The sequence below is a fragment of the Cytophaga aurantiaca DSM 3654 genome, from assembly GCF_000379725.1.
Lineage (GTDB): Bacteria > Bacteroidota > Bacteroidia > Cytophagales > Cytophagaceae > Cytophaga > Cytophaga aurantiaca.
Genome location: NZ_KB903662.1, coordinates 1 through 18,229, shown reverse-complemented (window position 1 = coordinate 18,229; position 18,229 = coordinate 1). Strand labels below are relative to the sequence as shown.

Genomic DNA, 18,229 nt, shown 5'->3' with positions numbered 1-18,229 from the left:
ATTGAAATGATAAGGATGGCTTTTCCTCTTTCAGTTATAAGACATAATTTCTGTATTGCCCCCCTACGCAGAAATTATTTTTCTTCGAATAAATAAATAAACAAGGTATCCTTATTTATTACATGTAACCTTTTATTGGTTAAAACTGCAGCTGTGGCTCCTGCAAACAAATCGTTTGTATACTTCCGTTCTTTATAAGTATATATATTAATAAGATACAGACTTCCGTCTTTTATATATACCAGATCTTCGCCTGAAAAACTTATGTACTTCAATCCCTTTACCGGAATGCGGGTTTTATAATTCCCCATGTTATCAAAAATTAACACCCCGGAATTCGCATCATTAATAAATAATAAATTCTGATACTCTCTCATAAAATTCATATCGTACACTTCGGGATCTATTATTAGATCCAAAGGTGTAGTAATATCTACAGATAAATAAGTAGAGTTATATTTTTTCAAACTAAAATCCTGATCATCGACAAGCCATACATTTTGATCTAAAGAAGGTGTTGCAATCCGTGCAAAGCCAACCGTTGAATTCGAAAATGTTAATGACTGAGATTGCATTAAAAAACGATCGTAATAATAATAGACTTGATATTCGCTGTAAAAAACAAAAATATTTACGTTTCGTGATGCTTCTATAGAAGTGATCTGCCCTCTGCGTGGCGGCGATGCCAATACAAATTGTTTGCCTACGGAATCCAGTTTATAAATATTGCCGGATTGATCTGTTAAATACATGAAACCGTATGCATCCGACGATACGCATCCGATCTGCCCTGGAATTTTAGAAGTACTAAGCGGTTTTATTACCTGAGAATAACCAGTTACTGTGATAAGAAAAAATAAAAACCCAAGTACTAATCTGTGGTTTCTTTCCATGATATAAGTTTTAGTGCGCTTCCGTCAAATTCAGCATAGGTATCAAACACGATCCAATCTCCGATATTTACATATCTGCCGTGATCGCCTACCGGTAAATCCAAGGGCATATGTCTATGACCGAAAATATAATAATCTCTTTCTACTAAGACGTTCTGTTCTTTACAATATTGCCACAAGAATTCTTTTTCTTCAAAAAAACGGTCGTCGGCATTGTGCTGACGGCTTTTTCCTGACCAGAACTTTGCAATACCCATGCCAATTGCGGGCGGTGTCATCTTGAAAACCCATTGAAAAAATGGATTAACAAATACTTTTTTTGTGCATTTATATACAAAGTCACCGGGCCCTAATCCGTCACCATGTCCGATCAAAAATTTCTTCCCTGCGATTTCCCAATCAATGGGTTTATGAAATACAGTAACGCCCAATTCTTTTTCTAAATATCCGAACATCCATAGATCATGATTGCCGGTATATATATATACAGGAATACCAGCATCGGTTAAAGCAGCAATCTTACCTTGCAGCCTTATAAAACCTTTTGGGATTACATGTTTGTATTCAAACCAGAAATCAAATATATCGCCTACTAAAAAAATGGCCTGCGCCTGAGGAGTTATTGAATCTAAAAACCGAATAATTTTATCTTCTCTTTTTCGGCTTTCTTCATGCGTAGGAACACCTAAATGAAGATCGGATAAGAAATATATTTTTTTACCTTTATCTACGGTCTTAATTTGCTGAATCATCAATTAAAAAGACAAGTAATTCTTTAGGACCATGCGCACCAAGTACAAGAGTTTTTTCAATATCCGCCGTTCTGCTTGGACCCGTTTCCAGACAGATCATAGAAGGGATATTTGCACCATACGTTGTACGAATAAATTCTAAGCCATCTTTAATATCATACTGCAGCTGTGATGTTTTAGCGATCACAATGTGCACATGTGGATAGATCGACAAACGTCTGCCCGATAAGTTTGCAGAACTTATTAAAACACTTCCTGTGCGTGCGATCAACGCTTCACAGCCTGTAATGCCAACGCCTGCTAAAGCAAAATCTTTTTCACTTGTGTCAAATACTAAAGAAGAAGGAGCAAGCATATCGATTAGTGCCTTTTCCCATACAAAAATATTTTCGAGTTGTTTTACAGAAACAACCTTTGCTACCACTTCACAAAGTTCTTTTTCATTTTCAACAAAATAAAATTCTCCTTTGTGTTGTAAAAACTGTTGTGCAAACACAACAGATAAATCTTCTTCTTCTGACTTAGTATAAATATCAGACGTAAAGTTTGGCTCAGGAGGAAGTGCATTCCTCCGAGTCAAACCTTGTCTTATTTTTTTTAATATTGCTTCTTTAGAGGGATTCAGAGCCATCTCAACAAACTATTTATTATATGAGCCTTCGTTTGTATTGTACGTTGAAGAGCCTTCGTTTCCTTCTTGTTTTACCGGATCAGGAATGATGCTTGATGGCGGCAATGGAGCGTCTACTTTGTTTGTAAATGCTTCATAGGTTGTTTCCGTATCAAACGGTCTTTTACCGATCAATTTTTCTAAGTCAGATTGGAATAAAATTTCTTTCTCTAACAATTGTTTTGCTATAATTTCAAGCTTATCACGTTTATCGATCAGCAACTTCTTTGTTCTGTTGTATGCTTCATGCACAATATTACGAACCTCTTCATCAATGGTCTGTGCCGTTGCTTCAGAGTATGGCTTGTTAAACGTATAGTCGCCTGCTTTCGAATCATAGAACGAGATCTGACCGATCTTATCATTCATACCATAGATCGACACCATCCCGTACGCCATTTTTGTAATGCGTTCCAGATCGCTTAATGCACCTGTTGAGATCTTATTGAAAACAATATCTTCAGCAGCACGACCACCAAGTGCCATACACATTTCGTCTGTCAACTGTTCAACCGTATACAAGAACTGTTCTTTCGGCAAGTACTGCGCATAACCCAATGCAGCAACACCGCGAGGTACAATACTTACTTTTACCAATGGATCTGCGTGCTCTAAATACCAGCCTGCTACTGCGTGACCTGCTTCGTGATACGCAACAATTTTCTTTTCTTCCGGAGAAATTATTTTTGTTTTCTTTTCAAGACCGCCGATCACACGATCAATTGCATCCTGAAAATCCTGCATTTCAATTTCAGATTTATCTTTACGGGCAGCGATCAATGCTGCTTCGTTACATACGTTCATGATTTCTGCACCGGCAAAGCCTGGAGTTTGAGCAGCAATTTTCTTCGCATCTACATCTTTACCCAATTTCAATGGTTTCAAATGCACTTTGAATATTTGCTCTCTGCCAACGATATCCGGTTTGTCAATACTGATCATACGATCGAAACGGCCCGGACGAAGTAATGCTGAATCCAATACATCCGGACGGTTTGTTGCCGCAAGAATGATTACACCTGAATCTGTTCCGAAACCATCCATCTCAACTAATAACGAGTTCAATGTATTTTCGCGTTCGTCGTTGGAACCCGGCATAGAACCGCCTTTACCACGCATACGACCGATCGCATCGATCTCATCTATGAAGATAATACATGGAGCTTTTTCTTTCGCTTGCTTGAATAAATCACGCACACGTGCAGCACCAACGCCAACAAACATTTCAACGAAATCTGAACCGGACAACGAGAAAAACGGAACACCCGCTTCACCTGCTACGGCTTTTGCCAATAACGTTTTACCTGTACCCGGAGGGCCTACAAGCAACGCGCCTTTAGGAATCTTACCACCCAACTTCGTGAACTTGGTTGGATATCTTAGGAAGTCTACAATTTCTTTAACCTCTTCTTTTGCTTCATCTAAACCTGCAACATCCGAGAATGTAATTTTTACTTTATTATCCTGATCGAATAAAGCAGCTTTAGATTTTCCAATGTTAAAGATCTGTCCGCCTGAACCGCCGCCAGACATACGTCTAAACAACAGCCAGATCCCAACAAAGATCAATACCCAAATACCTAAGGATACCAATTGGTTTGTTACCTCTGCGCGATTGCTGTCTATTTCAATCGGAATTCTGTTTGCCTCAGGTACATTGTTTTTAACAAGGAACTCATTGTAAATCGTTTCAATATCATACGAAGGCGAAATCTCAAATTCAAAATGCGGACCAGATTTGCCCGTACCGGATAAGAAACCTTTGTTCTTTTTGAAATATGCATCGTAACGAGGGCTTTCAAGAGCCTCTTTATTCAATGTAACTTCAACCATACGGTCATTCACCAAAACAATCTTATCTACATCGTGCTGAAGCACCATCTCGAAGAATTTCTTTTTAGGGATCTTCTGAATATCACCAGAGCTGCTAAACAGCGCAATACCTAATACAACAAGTAAAAGTGCGCTAATTAAAAAAATCTGATAATTTGTTCTTTGTGCGGGATTAGGTATTGGATTTTTTTTCTTCTTATTATCTTCTGGCATACTCATATATTTCTATCCTTTAAGAACGAATACTTAGTCTAAATTTTCAATTTTTGTGATCACACCATCACCCCATAATTCTTCGAGGTTATAGAATGGCCTTTTATCTTTTCTGAATATGTGCGCTACAACGTCACCATAATCAACCACGATCCATTCCTTCTGCATCGATCCTTCCGTTCTCCACGGGTGAATGTTGTCTGTTTTAAAAACAACTTCATCTACAGAGTCATGAATAGAATCTACCTGAGTATCTGAGTTCCCAGAACAGATGATGAAATAATCGGCAACAGCCTCTTTCAGTTTCCTCAGATCAATAACCGTGATGTTTTGGGCTTTCTTTTCCTGCATACCCATCACAATTAAATCAGCTAAAGACGCTTTTTTCGTTTTATTTTTTGCTTCGACCACCTAATTTGATTCTATTTATCGAAATTTAACTTAAAATTAATAATTTCCATTGTACAATAACTCAGCCAATACAAAATTCACGGGGAAAAGTATACACTTTCTGCCAAGCTGTCACTCGACCAATACTGTTGCCAGTGAACTCGTACGTAGTAAAAGTGCTGTTAATGGCTTGATAGTCATAACAAACGAGCAGACTGCAGGTCGTGGCCAGCAAGGAAATACCTGGCTAAGTACACCCAATTTGAATCTGACATTTTCGGCAATTTTTTTCCCCGATTCGTACCCCATTGCAGATTCTTTTTACTTGAACATCATTTCCTCTTTAGCAGTCGTGGAAACACTTGAAAAATTGCTTCCTGCCAACAAACAGGTTTATGTGAAATGGCCCAACGATATTTACATTGAGAATAAAAAAGTGAGTGGTATTTTAATTGAAAATACCTTACGCGGCGACAAAATAAATTCGGTTGTGATGGGCATCGGCATCAATGTAAATCAAGTACTTTTTGATCTGCCGCAAGCTACCTCTGTGATGCAGGAAACAGGTGTGGAAATAAATCTGCAGGAGTTATTTGATAAACTCTGCGAACATATTGAAATGTTTTATTTACAACTGAACGCAGGACTGAAACATGAATTATTGAATCTTTACCAATCCAAGCTATATGCATTAAACACATTGCATGCCTATCAGGATGAAGAAGGAGATTTTATGGGATACATAAGGAGCATTGAAGAAAATGGAACTCTACTTATGGAAAAAGAATCCGGAGCAAAAAGAAAATATCAGTTCAAGGAAGTTCGATTTATATTCCGTTAATTTATATAGTTTATTTTAATTGAGGTTTCGTCCAAACAATAAGTACGATGCAATTTTTAATCTACATCATTTCATTCCGAACTTTTGTATCGCAGATAATTCTTTTATTTTCATTAATAATTCTTCCGGCTTTTTGTAAAGCACAATTAGCAGATACGCTAAAAGAAGTTGTTGAAAATGGCTACATAGAACGCATGGATAATTATGTAGGAATAAAAGCTTCTATGAGCAACGCCACAGAAACATTTAACATCCGCAATAACGGCGGACAAAACATCAATCTATATCCAAATACTGCTACGTATGCAGGAATGAGTTTTAACTACCGTTTTATATCCGGAGGTTTTAGAATCGCACCTAAATTTTTGCCTGGCAATGGTGATGAAGAAACTCAAGGAAAAACAAAAGAATTTGCGCTTGGGATGGAGTTCATCTTTAGACATTTTTTTCAATCCATTGGATACTCAGGCGTACGAGGATATTATTTATACAATACCAAAGACTATAACTCAACCTGGAAGCAAGGTGATCCATATATACAATTCCCTGATCTGAAGTACACAGGTTTTATAGGTTCTAGCGGATACTCATTTAATCCACGTCTCTCGTTGAAAGCTTTGTCAACACAAACCGACCGTCAATTAAAAAGTACGGGAGGCTTCATTATACAATCAAAATACCGGTATTACATTATAAACGATAAAGAAGATGCCTCACCAACGCATACGAAACAACGTTCGGATAACTTAGAAATAAATTTAGGTATAGGTTATAATTACGTATTTGTTATTAAAAAATACTTTTATGCCTCTATTGCAGTTGTTCCATACATTGGCTATTTACGTTCTCACTTTAAAACAGATTTTTACACCAGCAGTACATATACCAATCAAAACAACCGAATTTTAGGTTGGGATAGTCGATTTGCCGTTGGTTATAATGGACGATCTTTTTTTACCGGATGCAACTTGAATCTAGGCGGAGAAAGTTATCGTCAGGAAAACACTGCTGTATATACAGATGGTGTGCAGCTAACATATCAATTTTTTGTTGGGTATCGTTTCAATCCATTGAAAATCATGAAAGAGGAAGTAGATTTCATGCAAAAACAGATGGAAGACCATATTCCGAAGAAAAATAAAAAAAGCGAATGAAGGTATTTTTTGTTTTACCATCCATCCAAAATAAAATCTATTAGAAAGGCATTTTATCAAGATTTACAGTAAAATATTCTCAATTCAACACACTTAATAGAATAAAAAACTAAAGTTTTGGAATTTTAAACAACATTTGAACTTCAATGGTTTATAAATTATATTTGTACTAATTATCAAAAGGTAAAATTCTAAAAAAATGGTAGACACATTTGTAAAATACAAAGTTAAAGACATCTCCCTAGCTGCATGGGGAAGAAAAGAAATTGAATTAGCAGAAGCAGAAATGCCGGGCTTAATGTCAATTCGTAAAGAATTTGGCCCTTCAAAACCTTTAAAAGGTGCACGTGTTGCAGGTTGTCTTCACATGACGATCCAAACAGCTGTGTTGATTGAAACATTAATTGAATTGGGTGCTGAGGTAACTTGGTCATCTTGCAACATATTCTCTACACAAGATCATGCTGCTGCTGCAATCGCTGCTGCTGGTATCTCTGTTTATGCCTGGAAAGGTATGAACGAAGAAGAATTTGACTGGTGTATTGAACAAACATTATTCTTCGGTGAAGATCGTAAGCCATTGAACATGATCCTGGATGATGGTGGTGATTTAACAAACATGGTTTTAGACCGTTTCCCTGAATTGGTAAAAGATATCCGTGGTATCTCAGAAGAGACCACTACAGGCGTACTTCGTTTGAAAGACAGAGAGCGCAATGGTTCTTTAGTATTACCTGCAATCAACATCAATGACTCTGTAACTAAATCAAAATTCGACAACAAATACGGTTGTAAAGAATCTTTAGTAGACAGTATCCGTCGTGCTACAGATGTAATGATGGCTGGTAAAGTTGCTGTTGTAGCGGGTTACGGTGATGTAGGAAAAGGTTCTGCTGCTTCGTTAAGAGGTGCAGGTGCACGTGTACTTGTTACTGAAATCGATCCGATCTGCGCATTGCAAGCTGCAATGGATGGTTTTGAAGTGAAGAAAATGGCTGACGCTGTTAAACGTGCAGATATCGTTGTTACTGCAACAGGTAACAAAAACATCATCACAGGCGAGCATTTCAAATCTATGAGAGATAAAGCGATCGTTTGTAACATCGGTCACTTTGATAACGAAATTGATATGGCTTGGTTGAACAAAAACTACGGTTCAACAAAAGTTACTGTTAAACCACAAGTTGATATTTACAATGTTGATGGTCATGATGTGATTATATTAGCGGAAGGCCGTTTGGTTAATCTTGGTTGTGCAACAGGTCACCCTTCATTTGTAATGTCAAGCTCATTCTCTAACCAGGTAATTGCTCAGCTGGAATTATGGGAAAACGCATCTAAATATGAGAATAAGGTTTATACCTTACCTAAATCATTGGATGAAAAAGTAGCTCGTTTGCATTTAGCAAAAATTGATGTTGAATTAGAAGTTTTATCTGCTGATCAGGCTGCCTATATCGGCGTAACAGTTGATGGACCATATAAAAACAACGAATACAGATACTAATTCTGGATTCCTCCAATAATTCAAAAAAGGCCTCGCTTAAAGCGGGGCTTTTTTATGAATTATCACTTTTTTTATTACATCATAAAATTCACTTTGTTGAAATGAAAAGTTGAATTTATTTTATATAAAAACTGTCTTTTTTATCATAATTACCACATGTTCAAAATTATTTGATTTTTTTAGAACCAAAGAAATAGCTAAACGTTTATTATAATACCAGCAAAAAATTACAAGCATTTTAGAAAGTCTTGAGTCGATTATTTTTAAAACGACACGGCATTTGTCTTTCATTGAAATGAAGGGAGAATGTATATAATACAAAATACAGTAGGGATATGTAAAAACAGATTATGTAAAAAGTTAAACTCTAAACACCTACAGCTATGGAAACGAATATATTTATAGAGTTAATCATATTAGGTTTAATAACTACTTCCATTATTAACTGTCAAAGAAGAATTCGCCAGGGTGTATCATGGGCGTATCACATTTCCATTCTGCTTTCTATCTTATTAATGACTTTTTCGACGTTTATTTTGATCGCCTTTTACAAAGCTGCAGAGGGTAATTGTAACTACCTTGATATTTCAGCAATGATCTTATGGGCAGGAGTATTTATTGCAGCTGCAGTTAATTTAACCTTAACAAAGAAAATCGAAATCACGCCAACAGATGTGATCGTTCGTCCATTAATTGGTCATAAAAAAACACATACATTCTGCAAAGCATTATATTATACCATTCTCAATAAATACGACAGGCATTACGCCTGGAAAGAATTGACGATCTGTTTTAAAACAAACAAAGTGCACATCAGTTCTTTCCAACATAAAGACTTTGTGGCTATTCACAATCAACTGTTATTGCACAGCATTCCAGAAAATAAAACTCCGGCAATTGTGCCTGCACACAAATAATCATCGTTATCAACGATAGAACAAAAGGTTAGCAGTCTGCATACTTTTAATTATCTTGCATGAAAATGCCCGATTATGAAAGTTGCAGGTTTTACATTTATCAGGAATGCAGTAAAGTACGATTATCCGATCGTTGAGGCCATCACCTCTATCCTGCCCATCTGCGATGAATTTGTAGTAGCAATCGGCAACTCTGAAGATGCTACTGAAGAATTGATACAATCAATCGGTTCTCCTAAAATAAAAATCATTCATACAATCTGGGACGATACCCTTCGTGAAGGCGGCCGAGTACTCGCTGTAGAAACAGACAAAGCAATGGATGCTATTTCACCGGATGTGGATTGGTGTTTTTATATTCAGGGAGATGAAGCCGTTCATGAAAAATATCTTCCGGCAATCAAATCTGCTATGGAAGCAAATTTAACAGATACTTCCATTGAAGGATTACTCTTCAAGTATGAACATTTTTACGGTTCGTATGAATATGTAGGAGATGCTCCGAACTGGTATAGAAGAGAAATCCGCATCATCCGAAACGACCGGAACATTCGATCTTACAGAGATGCACAGGGTTTCAGAAAGAACAATCAAAAACTGCATGTTAAATTAATTGATGCATACATCTACCATTACGGCTGGGTAAAAAATCCTGCTTTTCAGGTTGAGAAAGCAAAATCATTTTCAAAATACTGGCACAACGATGAATGGATCGAGTCTAAAATTGAAGAGATAGAACTGTTCGACTATTCGGAAATCAATTCATTAAAAGCATTTACCGGTACACATCCGGCAGTGATGCTTCCGCGCATTAATAAGCAAAACTGGGTTTTCAAATTCGATCTTCGTAAAAAGAAACTTTCTTTCAAACACCGTTTAAAAATTTCTGTTGAAAAACTTACAGGCTGGAGAATCGGTGAATATAAAAATTATAAAATCCGTTCATAAATTAATCTATGAAGATCTCCGTTATCATTGGATTTTACAAGCGACTGGATTGTCTGTCGTTGTTGCTGCAGGGATTGTTAACACAATCCTTCAAAGATTTTGAAGTAGTAATTGCAGAAGACAATAACGATCCAAAGACATTGCGCTTCGTGGAAGAGTTTCAACGCAAAGCATTTTTTCCGATTAACGTTGTACAGCAGGAAGATATTGGCTTCAGAAAAAATAGAATATTAAATGAAGCCATTAAACAATCCCGTGGAGAAGTCATTGTTTTTTTCGATGGAGATTGTATTCCCCATAGCGAATGTTTGGCGCAGCATTATTTAAATACCAAAGAAAAAACCATACTTGCCGGACGAAGAGTAATGGTCGCCAAAAGTCTTTCAGAAAAATTGCTTGCAGATGATTCATTAAAACGTTTATCTTTATTGAACATCGTCTTAGCAGGATCTACCTATGTAGAAGAAGGTATTTACCTTCCCTACGCATGGGTACCAAGAAAGAAAAAAGGATTGATGGGCTGCAACTTTTCTCTTAAAAAAGAAGGACTACTTGCAATCAACGGTTTTGATGAAGACTATGTAAAAGCAAGTGTCGGAGAAGATGCAGATCTTGAGTGGAGATTATTGAAAATCGGGTACACACTTGATTCATTAAAATTCAAAGCAATACAATACCACATACATCACGATTCAAATTATGCTGAAGACGACATTCAACATAATCTTCAATTGATGTATCAAAAAATAGAATTAAATAAAGCGTTTTGTACGAATGGTTTAAATAATCATTAATCTAACGTAAACTTTCCAATTCGATTCATTAAAAATGAAAGCAGGCAACCTACCTAAAAGCATTATCATATCCCGCACGGACAGTATCGGTGATGTGATCGTAACGCTTCCGCTTGCCGCATTTTTAAAAGAACAGAACAAAGACATCCTCATTTATTTTATCGGCTCTTCTTATACCCGATCAATTATTGAAGCTTGTCCGCATGTGGATGTTTTCCTAGACCGTGCAGCTCTTCTTGAAAATGGCCTTCCAAGTAATGTTCAGGCTGAAGCTATTTTGTTTGCATTTCCGGATAAAGCATTAGAAAAAAAGATCCGTAAGCAGGTACCTCTTCGGGTTGGGACTGCGAATCGTTGGTATCATTGGCTGTATCTGAACAAACGCATTTCTTTTTCAAGAAAAAATTCTCCCTTGCATGAATCGCAGTTGAATTTTTATTTGCTGTCGCCGTGGTTTAAAAATCCGATTCCCGATCTTGAAAAAATAAAAACCTATACCTTATTAAAAGTTCAAAGCAATTCAAGCTTGCAATCGGTGTTGAATCCATTGGCTAAAAAACATATTATATTCCATACAAAGTCTAAAGGCAGCGCACGGGAATGGCCATTGAGCAACTACTGGAAACTGGCTCAATTGCTTTCTCCGCTTCAGTATCAGGTGTACATCAGCGGCACATCAGCTGAAGGCAAATTGATTCACGAACAATGTCCGGAAATATTCTCAGAACAAAACGTAACCGATATTACGGGGAAATTTTCTTTGCAGGAATTTATTGAATTTATTAATATCTGTGATGCTACGGTTGCATGCAGCACCGGACCATTACATATTTCAGCAGCATTGAATAAACAAACCATCGGAATCTATCCACCGATACGACCGATGCATGCAGGCAGATGGGGCCCGCTGGGATCCAGATCAACAGCATTGGTAAGCACCAAAAGCTGCGACCTTTGCCGCACAACCGGAACGTGTACATGCATACAAAGTATCACTCCGAAATATGTATACGAAGCATTAATAGACAACACACCTAACTCATAAGTATTGTGAATATACCTGTAAGCGCCGTACTGATCACAAAAAATGCCGAAGCTATATTGAACGAATGTTTAAGCTCACTAAGTTGGTGTGACGAGATTGTTGTTGTAGACTCTGGCAGTACCGATGCTACGTTGGCTATTTGTAAAGAACATAATTGCCGTGTGATACATCAGGATTTTTTAGGATTCGGTGCACAAAAAAACTTTTCTGTTTTACAGGCAAAAAATGATTGGGTGTTGCACATTGATGCAGACGAAGTGCTTACAGAGGAATTAAAACAATCCATTCAAACAGAATTACCGAAACATCATACAACTGCTGTAGCGTTTGAATTACCACGTACGTTATTTTTCTTCGGACAAAAATTCAATTACGGAAGAGAAAATAAGCAATCGATTGTGCGCTTGTTCAATAAAAATAAGTGTAATTACGATCTGGCTGAAGTTCATGAAAAACTTATTGTAAACGGTTCTGTAGCATCTTTGCAAGGTGAGCTATTGCATTACAGTTATGCTTCGCTTTCGGAATATTTTGACAAATTCAATGTATATACTTCCAAAGGTGCGCTTGAACAGGTAAAGAAAAATAAATCCAGAAGCCGTTTTTTTATTTTTCTATTTGCACCTTTTTACTTTTTCAAATTTTATATTATTGAACGTAATTTTATGAATGGGTATGCAGGTCTGCTTTGGGCCATTATCAGTTCATTTTATGTATTTGTGAAATATAATAAGTTGTATGAGTATAGGTATCTTCGGGAAAAATAAATTTGTTTAGTTAATTTAACAGTTCTCCTTTCTTATCTATTACCATCTCTCTTTTTTATTCTTCTGTTCTTTTGTCTTGATACAAAAGAACCAAAAAATCAAGGCTGATTTCAAATAAGCTAAAATTTTGGTTCATTCCGCGAACGCTACAAAATCGTCCTGAAAAAGGACTAGTTGTAGCGTTCAAAAAGCTCCATGAACCAAAATTTCTTAACGCAATTTGAAATGAGGCCGGTGAGACGTGCTAAAAGCACTAATATAAATGGAATCGATTTGAACGCTATTGAAATTAATGCACTGCTACTTTTCTCAAGTAAGCCAAACAGAACATTAAACTTACCAATACAATCCCTTGCTGAATCTCTAAGGTAGACTCGGATAAAAAAGATGTATAACTGCTTACCAATACAGCAAGACAAAAAATATCGCTTAAGATATCCCGATTGAATAATGGATAAATCAAACACGCAATAAAGATCAACAAACCTATGCTACCTAATGCGGTAAACATATAAACAAATTGATTGTGCGGAATTAACCAATTACGTTTATCAATATCCGGATATTCATTTTTGTATACTGCACTCATTGCATCCTGCACATCTCCACTGCCAACACCTATAATAGGATGTTCGAGGCCTACCTCCGTACCTATTTTCATCGAAAGCAATCGATTTCCATCCGAATAATTATTTACACTTTTACCTGTTGCAAACTGACTGATGTCGCGCACCATGTAATTTGCTTTGTTGTGTAAAGAAGGAACAAAGAAATACATCAGCACCAGAAAGCCTAAGCCCGCAGGCAATACCAGTAAAAATTTCTTTTTTCCGCTTTGTACTACATATACGATTAACCATACAAAACCTGTAGCATAGAGCGCTAACAAACCGCTGCGGATAGACAATACATGAAGAAAGATAAAAATGAAAAGTCCCAATGCAGCTACACTGTTTTTTTGCTTTTTTGTAGTTAACAGATTTGAATGAAAATACGCCTGAATGGATGCAAAAACAGCAACTGCCAATAAGAGACTGAATCGAATGTGTTCGATGATCGTCGGGATTGTTTTCGCGTGCTTATAAGATTCTGTTACTTCTTTAAAATGAAGGATGTAGTATACAAAGCTCCCCAATGCTGTTGCGGCACATAAGGATATAAAGATCAAGATCAGCAAATCTATTGTACACTGTCTGAGGATATCTTTGATTGCCCATGCCCCTAGGGGTAAAAACAACAAAGGCAACTTTACTACAATCCGATCCAGCCAATACGAATGATTTTCTGTCCAGATACCACCAAGTACATATATAAATAATATCGGAGCTAAAAAGAATAAGATCGGATCTGTTGATCTGAAAGAGAACGATTTCTCCCAACTTTTTGTAAGGATAAAAATCAGAACAATTCCAATCATGCCTATGCTGATCATTGCTCTGGAAAAAAAGATACCGACCAATGCAATGATGCCTGCTATTAAGAACCAGCTATTTAGAAAAGAAGTATTGGAATGGATGTTTTTAAAAGATAAATTCATGAAAACGGTCTGGTTGACACCCTACAACTTTAACAAAAAAGTGTATATTTGGTATTGATAACAATACCAAAAGGTCTGTAAATATAGACAATATTGATTAATGGAGGAGCAAAATTCCAAAACAACCTACAAAAGTAAGGAAGAAAAGGACAGCCTTTTTGAGAAGGAATTCATGCACCTTATTGGGCCGTTATACAACTTTGGTTACCGGTTAACCTTTGATGAAGACGATGCGAATGATTTGGTTCAGGAAACCTATTTAAAAGCGTATCGCTTTTTCGACTCTTACGAAAAGGGAACTAATGCCAAAGCCTGGTTGTTTAGAATCCTGAAAAACACTTTTATTAATGAATATCGACGTAAGACGAAAGAGCCTAATAAAGTCGATTATCAAGAAGTTGAATCCTATTATAATTCAGATGATATAAATGAAACAATCACGAGCGATTTACGTGTTGATTCATTAAACAATATGATTGGAGATGAAGTTGCTAATGCACTTAATGCATTGGATGTAGACTTCAGAACCATTATTATTCTGTGTGATCTGGAAGGATTCACTTACGAAGAAATGGCTAAAATATTAGACATTCCGATCGGAACGGTTCGTTCTCGCTTACATAGAGCCAGAAACGTTTTAAAAGAAAAGTTAAATGAATACGCCCAGTCAATGGGTTACAAGGATCAACGAAAGAAAAACGATTAAGCTACATGATTGATTTCATTAAAGAGGTTGTAAACAAACTCGTGGGCAAAAAAGCCGAACAACGCTACTGTTGCAAAGATTGCTTATGTAAGCTTAATTTAGTTTTAGACGGTGAAGGTNCCGAAGAAGAGATTCTGTATCTGCAGGAACATATCGAACATTGCGCCCCTTGCTACAATCATTACAACATTGAAAAGTCTGTTAAAGAAGTTATCAAGCATAAGTTAGAACAGCGCCCCGTACCTTCTACTCTGATTGACAGCATCCGCGGAAATATCAATAAAAATTGTATCTAAGTTTATGGAAGGAAAATTATTCATTTTTTCTGCTCCCTCCGGCTCTGGTAAAACCACCATCGTTCAGCATCTGCTAAAAACAGACCCTCGCATTGGATTTTCAATATCTGCCTGTACACGTGAAATGCGTGAAAGTAAAGAGGCCAATGGCAAAGATTATTATTTCTTATCAGTAGAAGAATTTGAACGCCGCATTCAAAACAACGAATTTGTTGAATGGGAAGAAGTATATCCGGGTAGATACTACGGGACATTGCGCTCTGAAGTGCAGCGTATCTGGGACATGGGCAAACATGTAATTTTTGATGTAGATGTAAAAGGCGGAATAAGTTTAAAAGAACAATTCGGAGATATTGCCTTATCCATATTTGTAAAAGTTCCTTCTTTAGAAGAATTAGAAAAAAGACTTATTGACCGCAATACAGAATCGGCAGAAAGTTTAAAGACGCGTGTTGAAAAAATGAAATACGAATCTTCCTTTCAGGATAAATTTGATGTAATACTTATAAATGATCGTCTGGAAGAGACGTTTGAAAAAGCACATATATTAGTAGATGCCTTTCTTGATAAATAGTCTGTAAGCGTCTATTATGAAAATCGGATTATTCTTTGGCTCATTCAACCCCATACACATGGGTCATTTGATCATTGGCAACACAATGGTTGAAACAACCGATCTGGACGAAGTGTGGTTTGTAGTAAGCCCTCAAAATCCATTCAAAAAAAATCAATCCCTGCTTCATGAATTTGATCGTATGGATATGGTTACTGCTGCCATACACGACAATCCAAAATTCCGCGCAAGCGATATTGAATTTAACTTACCAAAACCGAGCTACACCATTGATACGCTTACACATCTAAGCGACAAATACCCGCAGCATACTTTTGTTTTAATTATTGGTGAAGACAACCTGCCTCAATTCACCAATTGGAAAAATTACGAACAAATACTTGAACATTTTTTATTGTATGTATACCCTAGACCGAATGCCGAAGATTCAGTATTAAAAAATCATCCCCGCATTAAAATGGTTAATGCCCCTCTGATAGAGATTTCAGCAACCTACATTCGTAACCTGATTAAACAGGAAAAATCCATTCGTTACCTTGTGAGTGATAAAGTTGAAGAACTCATTTTATCCAGAAAATATTATAACTGATTTTTGATCTACGCTCCTTTTTGAATCCCAATACAGGTGATATTCACCTTGCCTTTATCTGATAAAACACTCTCTATTTCTTCCCGACTTAAGAATATATCCATTTTAAATGGCTCTATTTTTAAAAAATCAACCATTTAAACAATGTAATTTATTTAAAAAATTCAACATTTTAACGCTTGTTAATTGGCATAAATAATGATTCGGATTAGTGATTAACCCATTTATCCGCTTTAATAAAGGTGTAAAATTCAAATAAAGGCCATTTTAGTTCAATATTATAGCTTATAATTATATTTTTCAAATAAATAAAAGTATTTATTAAAGATTGCAAATAAAACTTATCATAGTATAGAACAATAAATAAAGAATGGCGTAAGTAGCTATATGATGTAATATTATTGATATAAATTAACATATAATTAATCGTTCTTTTATTTTTGACACATAAATTTTTCAACCAGCTATGAAAAAATTATACACCTTTTTGTTGTTCTCAATAGGCTTGAGTTCAACATTTACTATTTGCCGTGCCCAAACAATTGTTGAGGCAAATGCTCTAATCGCAAGTTCGTCTGACTTTATCCAGGCGAATCTTTTAGTAGATGGCGATGCCTCCAATTATGGTTATCTATCTGCTTCTGCAGGTATTTTAACAAATTCATCCATAACGGTGAGTTTTCCTCAGATCGGCCATGCCGGTGACATTGTTTCTTTTGATATCCAGGCAATCGGAGGTCTACTCTCTACTTCCCTGCTAAACAACATTACAATTCGTCTATATGATGAAAACAATGTAAATGTTGCCAATGGAACAGGAAGCAGTCTGTTAGGACTAGACCTATCCATCGGAGGAGGACCAAAAGTATATACACTTAAGTATATGACAGATGCAACAGCATCTTATCACATCAAGAAAGCAACATTAGAAATAAACAATTTACTTTCTGTTCAACTATTAGATGAATTAAGAATATACAATGCCCGGTTGCAAACACCTTGTACTGCAATTTACGCAACAAGTGTAGCGGCTTTTGCGACGAATGGTTTATTGGGTTATGTTTCAAATGAGACAAACGCAGTAAGTGCAAGCACTACAGACTTTGCAAGCCTTATTGTACCTGCCATTGGCCCATCTTATCTTGATCTGGCATTCACAACAAAAGGTATTGCGGGCGAATACGTAGGTTTCACTGTCGGAAAGTCTCCAGCATTGGTATCAGCAGATCTGTTATCAAGTATTATTATTACTGCGTATAACACCGCAGGTACAGCGGTAGCTGTAAAAAATAATTTTGCATTAGCTGATTTAAGATTACTGGATGGCAGCACCGATAAATATTATATAGGTTTTGTAACACCTGCAGGTTCATACGATATAGCAAAACTAGGAATTACATTGGGTGGCATAAGCGTTTTAAATTCCATAGATGTATACAATGGGATGCACTTCAAGCTGGCTCCACAACCGGTGAGTATTACAACTGCATCAGCGACTGTTTGTGCAGGCAGTAACGTTACATTGACAGCAAATGCCGGATCACTTACAAATATTGTGTGGAGCACCGGTGCAACAACAAACACCATTAATGTCTCCGGAACAAGTACGGTAAGTTTTACTGCCACAGACAATCAAGGCTGTATAAGCACATCCTCTCCAATCAGCATCACACAATTACCTATACCAACTATCTCCATCACTGCCGGTCCAACTGCAACCTTCTGTGCCGGTGGTTCTGTCAACTTAACAGCTACTCCATCTGCTAATACAACACTGCTTTGGAGCAACGGTGCAACTACTGC

The 18,229-nt window shown here is 36.7% G+C and carries 17 protein-coding genes and 1 pseudogene; 12 read left to right on the top strand and 6 right to left on the bottom strand.

What is annotated here, in order from left to right:
* Nucleotides 1–74 precede the first annotated feature (74 nt).
* The 5 genes from A3EE_RS0114510 to rsfS are packed head-to-tail and all read right to left on the bottom strand — an operon-like array spanning nucleotide 75 to nucleotide 4,772.
* Nucleotides 75–893, bottom strand: coding sequence for a hypothetical protein (locus A3EE_RS0114510; protein ID WP_018344162.1), 819 nt, complete (start codon nucleotides 891–893; stop codon nucleotides 75–77).
* The gene (locus A3EE_RS0114505; RefSeq protein WP_018344161.1) at nucleotides 872–1,645 is read right to left on the bottom strand and encodes a UDP-2,3-diacylglucosamine diphosphatase; all 774 of its coding nucleotides are present in this window, start codon (nucleotides 1,643–1,645) and stop codon (nucleotides 872–874) included. The genes A3EE_RS0114510 and A3EE_RS0114505 overlap by 22 nt, the downstream gene beginning before the upstream one ends.
* On the bottom strand, nucleotides 1,629–2,276 hold the full coding sequence (locus A3EE_RS0114500) for a LutC/YkgG family protein (RefSeq protein ID WP_018344160.1): 648 nt from the start codon (nucleotides 2,274–2,276) through the stop codon (nucleotides 1,629–1,631). Before A3EE_RS0114500 ends, A3EE_RS0114505 begins: the two co-directional genes overlap by 17 nt.
* A gap of 9 nt (nucleotides 2,277–2,285) precedes the next feature.
* Entirely contained in the window at nucleotides 2,286–4,367 is a 2,082-nt protein-coding gene (gene ftsH, locus A3EE_RS0114495) for an ATP-dependent zinc metalloprotease FtsH (RefSeq protein ID WP_018344159.1), read from the bottom strand.
* Nucleotides 4,368–4,394: 27 nt separating this feature from the next.
* Complete coding sequence (gene rsfS, locus A3EE_RS0114490) at nucleotides 4,395–4,772, bottom strand: ribosome silencing factor (protein ID WP_018344158.1); 378 nt, start codon at nucleotides 4,770–4,772, stop codon at nucleotides 4,395–4,397.
* A 49-nt stretch (nucleotides 4,773–4,821) separates the two neighbouring features.
* On the opposite strand from rsfS, the gene A3EE_RS0114485 reads away from it, so the two are divergent.
* From A3EE_RS0114485 to A3EE_RS0114450, 8 genes are all read left to right on the top strand, one after another.
* Nucleotides 4,822–5,592 carry a biotin--[acetyl-CoA-carboxylase] ligase gene (locus A3EE_RS0114485; protein WP_018344157.1) on the top strand — a complete coding sequence of 257 codons (771 nt, stop codon included), beginning with the start codon at nucleotides 4,822–4,824 and terminating at the stop codon, nucleotides 5,590–5,592.
* A gap of 47 nt (nucleotides 5,593–5,639) precedes the next feature.
* Complete coding sequence (locus A3EE_RS0114480; protein WP_018344156.1) at nucleotides 5,640–6,746, top strand: DUF4421 family protein; 1,107 nt, start codon at nucleotides 5,640–5,642, stop codon at nucleotides 6,744–6,746.
* A gap of 199 nt (nucleotides 6,747–6,945) precedes the next feature.
* A complete protein-coding gene (gene ahcY / locus A3EE_RS0114475) occupies nucleotides 6,946–8,253 on the top strand; it encodes an adenosylhomocysteinase (protein ID WP_018344155.1) in 1,308 nt (435 codons plus the stop codon).
* Between the two features lie 383 nt (nucleotides 8,254–8,636).
* The gene (locus A3EE_RS0114470; protein WP_018344154.1) at nucleotides 8,637–9,170 is read left to right on the top strand and encodes a hypothetical protein; all 534 of its coding nucleotides are present in this window, start codon (nucleotides 8,637–8,639) and stop codon (nucleotides 9,168–9,170) included.
* Between the two features lie 75 nt (nucleotides 9,171–9,245).
* Nucleotides 9,246–10,118 (top strand): glycosyltransferase family protein, encoded by an 873-nt coding sequence (locus A3EE_RS0114465; protein WP_018344153.1) that lies wholly within the window; start codon nucleotides 9,246–9,248, stop codon nucleotides 10,116–10,118.
* Between the two features lie 8 nt (nucleotides 10,119–10,126).
* Entirely contained in the window at nucleotides 10,127–10,912 is a 786-nt protein-coding gene (locus A3EE_RS0114460) for a glycosyltransferase (RefSeq protein WP_018344152.1), read from the top strand.
* Between the two features lie 34 nt (nucleotides 10,913–10,946).
* Nucleotides 10,947–11,957 carry a glycosyltransferase family 9 protein gene (locus tag A3EE_RS0114455; RefSeq protein WP_018344151.1) on the top strand — a complete coding sequence of 337 codons (1,011 nt, stop codon included), beginning with the start codon at nucleotides 10,947–10,949 and terminating at the stop codon, nucleotides 11,955–11,957.
* Between the two features lie 5 nt (nucleotides 11,958–11,962).
* Nucleotides 11,963–12,724 carry a glycosyltransferase family 2 protein gene (locus A3EE_RS0114450; RefSeq protein WP_018344150.1) on the top strand — a complete coding sequence of 254 codons (762 nt, stop codon included), beginning with the start codon at nucleotides 11,963–11,965 and terminating at the stop codon, nucleotides 12,722–12,724.
* A gap of 289 nt (nucleotides 12,725–13,013) precedes the next feature.
* On the opposite strand, the gene A3EE_RS0114445 is transcribed toward A3EE_RS0114450, so the two are convergent.
* A complete protein-coding gene (locus A3EE_RS0114445; protein ID WP_033418133.1) occupies nucleotides 13,014–14,261 on the bottom strand; it encodes an O-antigen ligase family protein in 1,248 nt (415 codons plus the stop codon).
* 100 nt (nucleotides 14,262–14,361) lie between these two features.
* On the opposite strand from A3EE_RS0114445, the gene A3EE_RS0114435 reads away from it, so the two are divergent.
* The 4 genes and pseudogenes from A3EE_RS0114435 to A3EE_RS0114410 all read left to right on the top strand — a co-directional run.
* The gene (locus A3EE_RS0114435) at nucleotides 14,362–14,967 is read left to right on the top strand and encodes a sigma-70 family RNA polymerase sigma factor (RefSeq protein ID WP_018344147.1); all 606 of its coding nucleotides are present in this window, start codon (nucleotides 14,362–14,364) and stop codon (nucleotides 14,965–14,967) included.
* 300 nt (nucleotides 14,968–15,267) lie between these two features.
* Nucleotides 15,268–15,837, top strand: coding sequence for a guanylate kinase (gene gmk, locus A3EE_RS0114425; RefSeq protein ID WP_018344145.1), 570 nt, complete (start codon nucleotides 15,268–15,270; stop codon nucleotides 15,835–15,837).
* A 16-nt stretch (nucleotides 15,838–15,853) separates the two neighbouring features.
* Nucleotides 15,854–16,426: a nicotinate (nicotinamide) nucleotide adenylyltransferase gene (gene nadD, locus A3EE_RS0114420; protein WP_018344144.1), complete on the top strand. Its 573-nt coding sequence runs from the start codon at nucleotides 15,854–15,856 to the stop codon at nucleotides 16,424–16,426.
* 466 nt (nucleotides 16,427–16,892) lie between these two features.
* Nucleotides 16,893–18,229: pseudogene (locus tag A3EE_RS0114410) on the top strand (hypothetical protein); the annotation flags it as partial.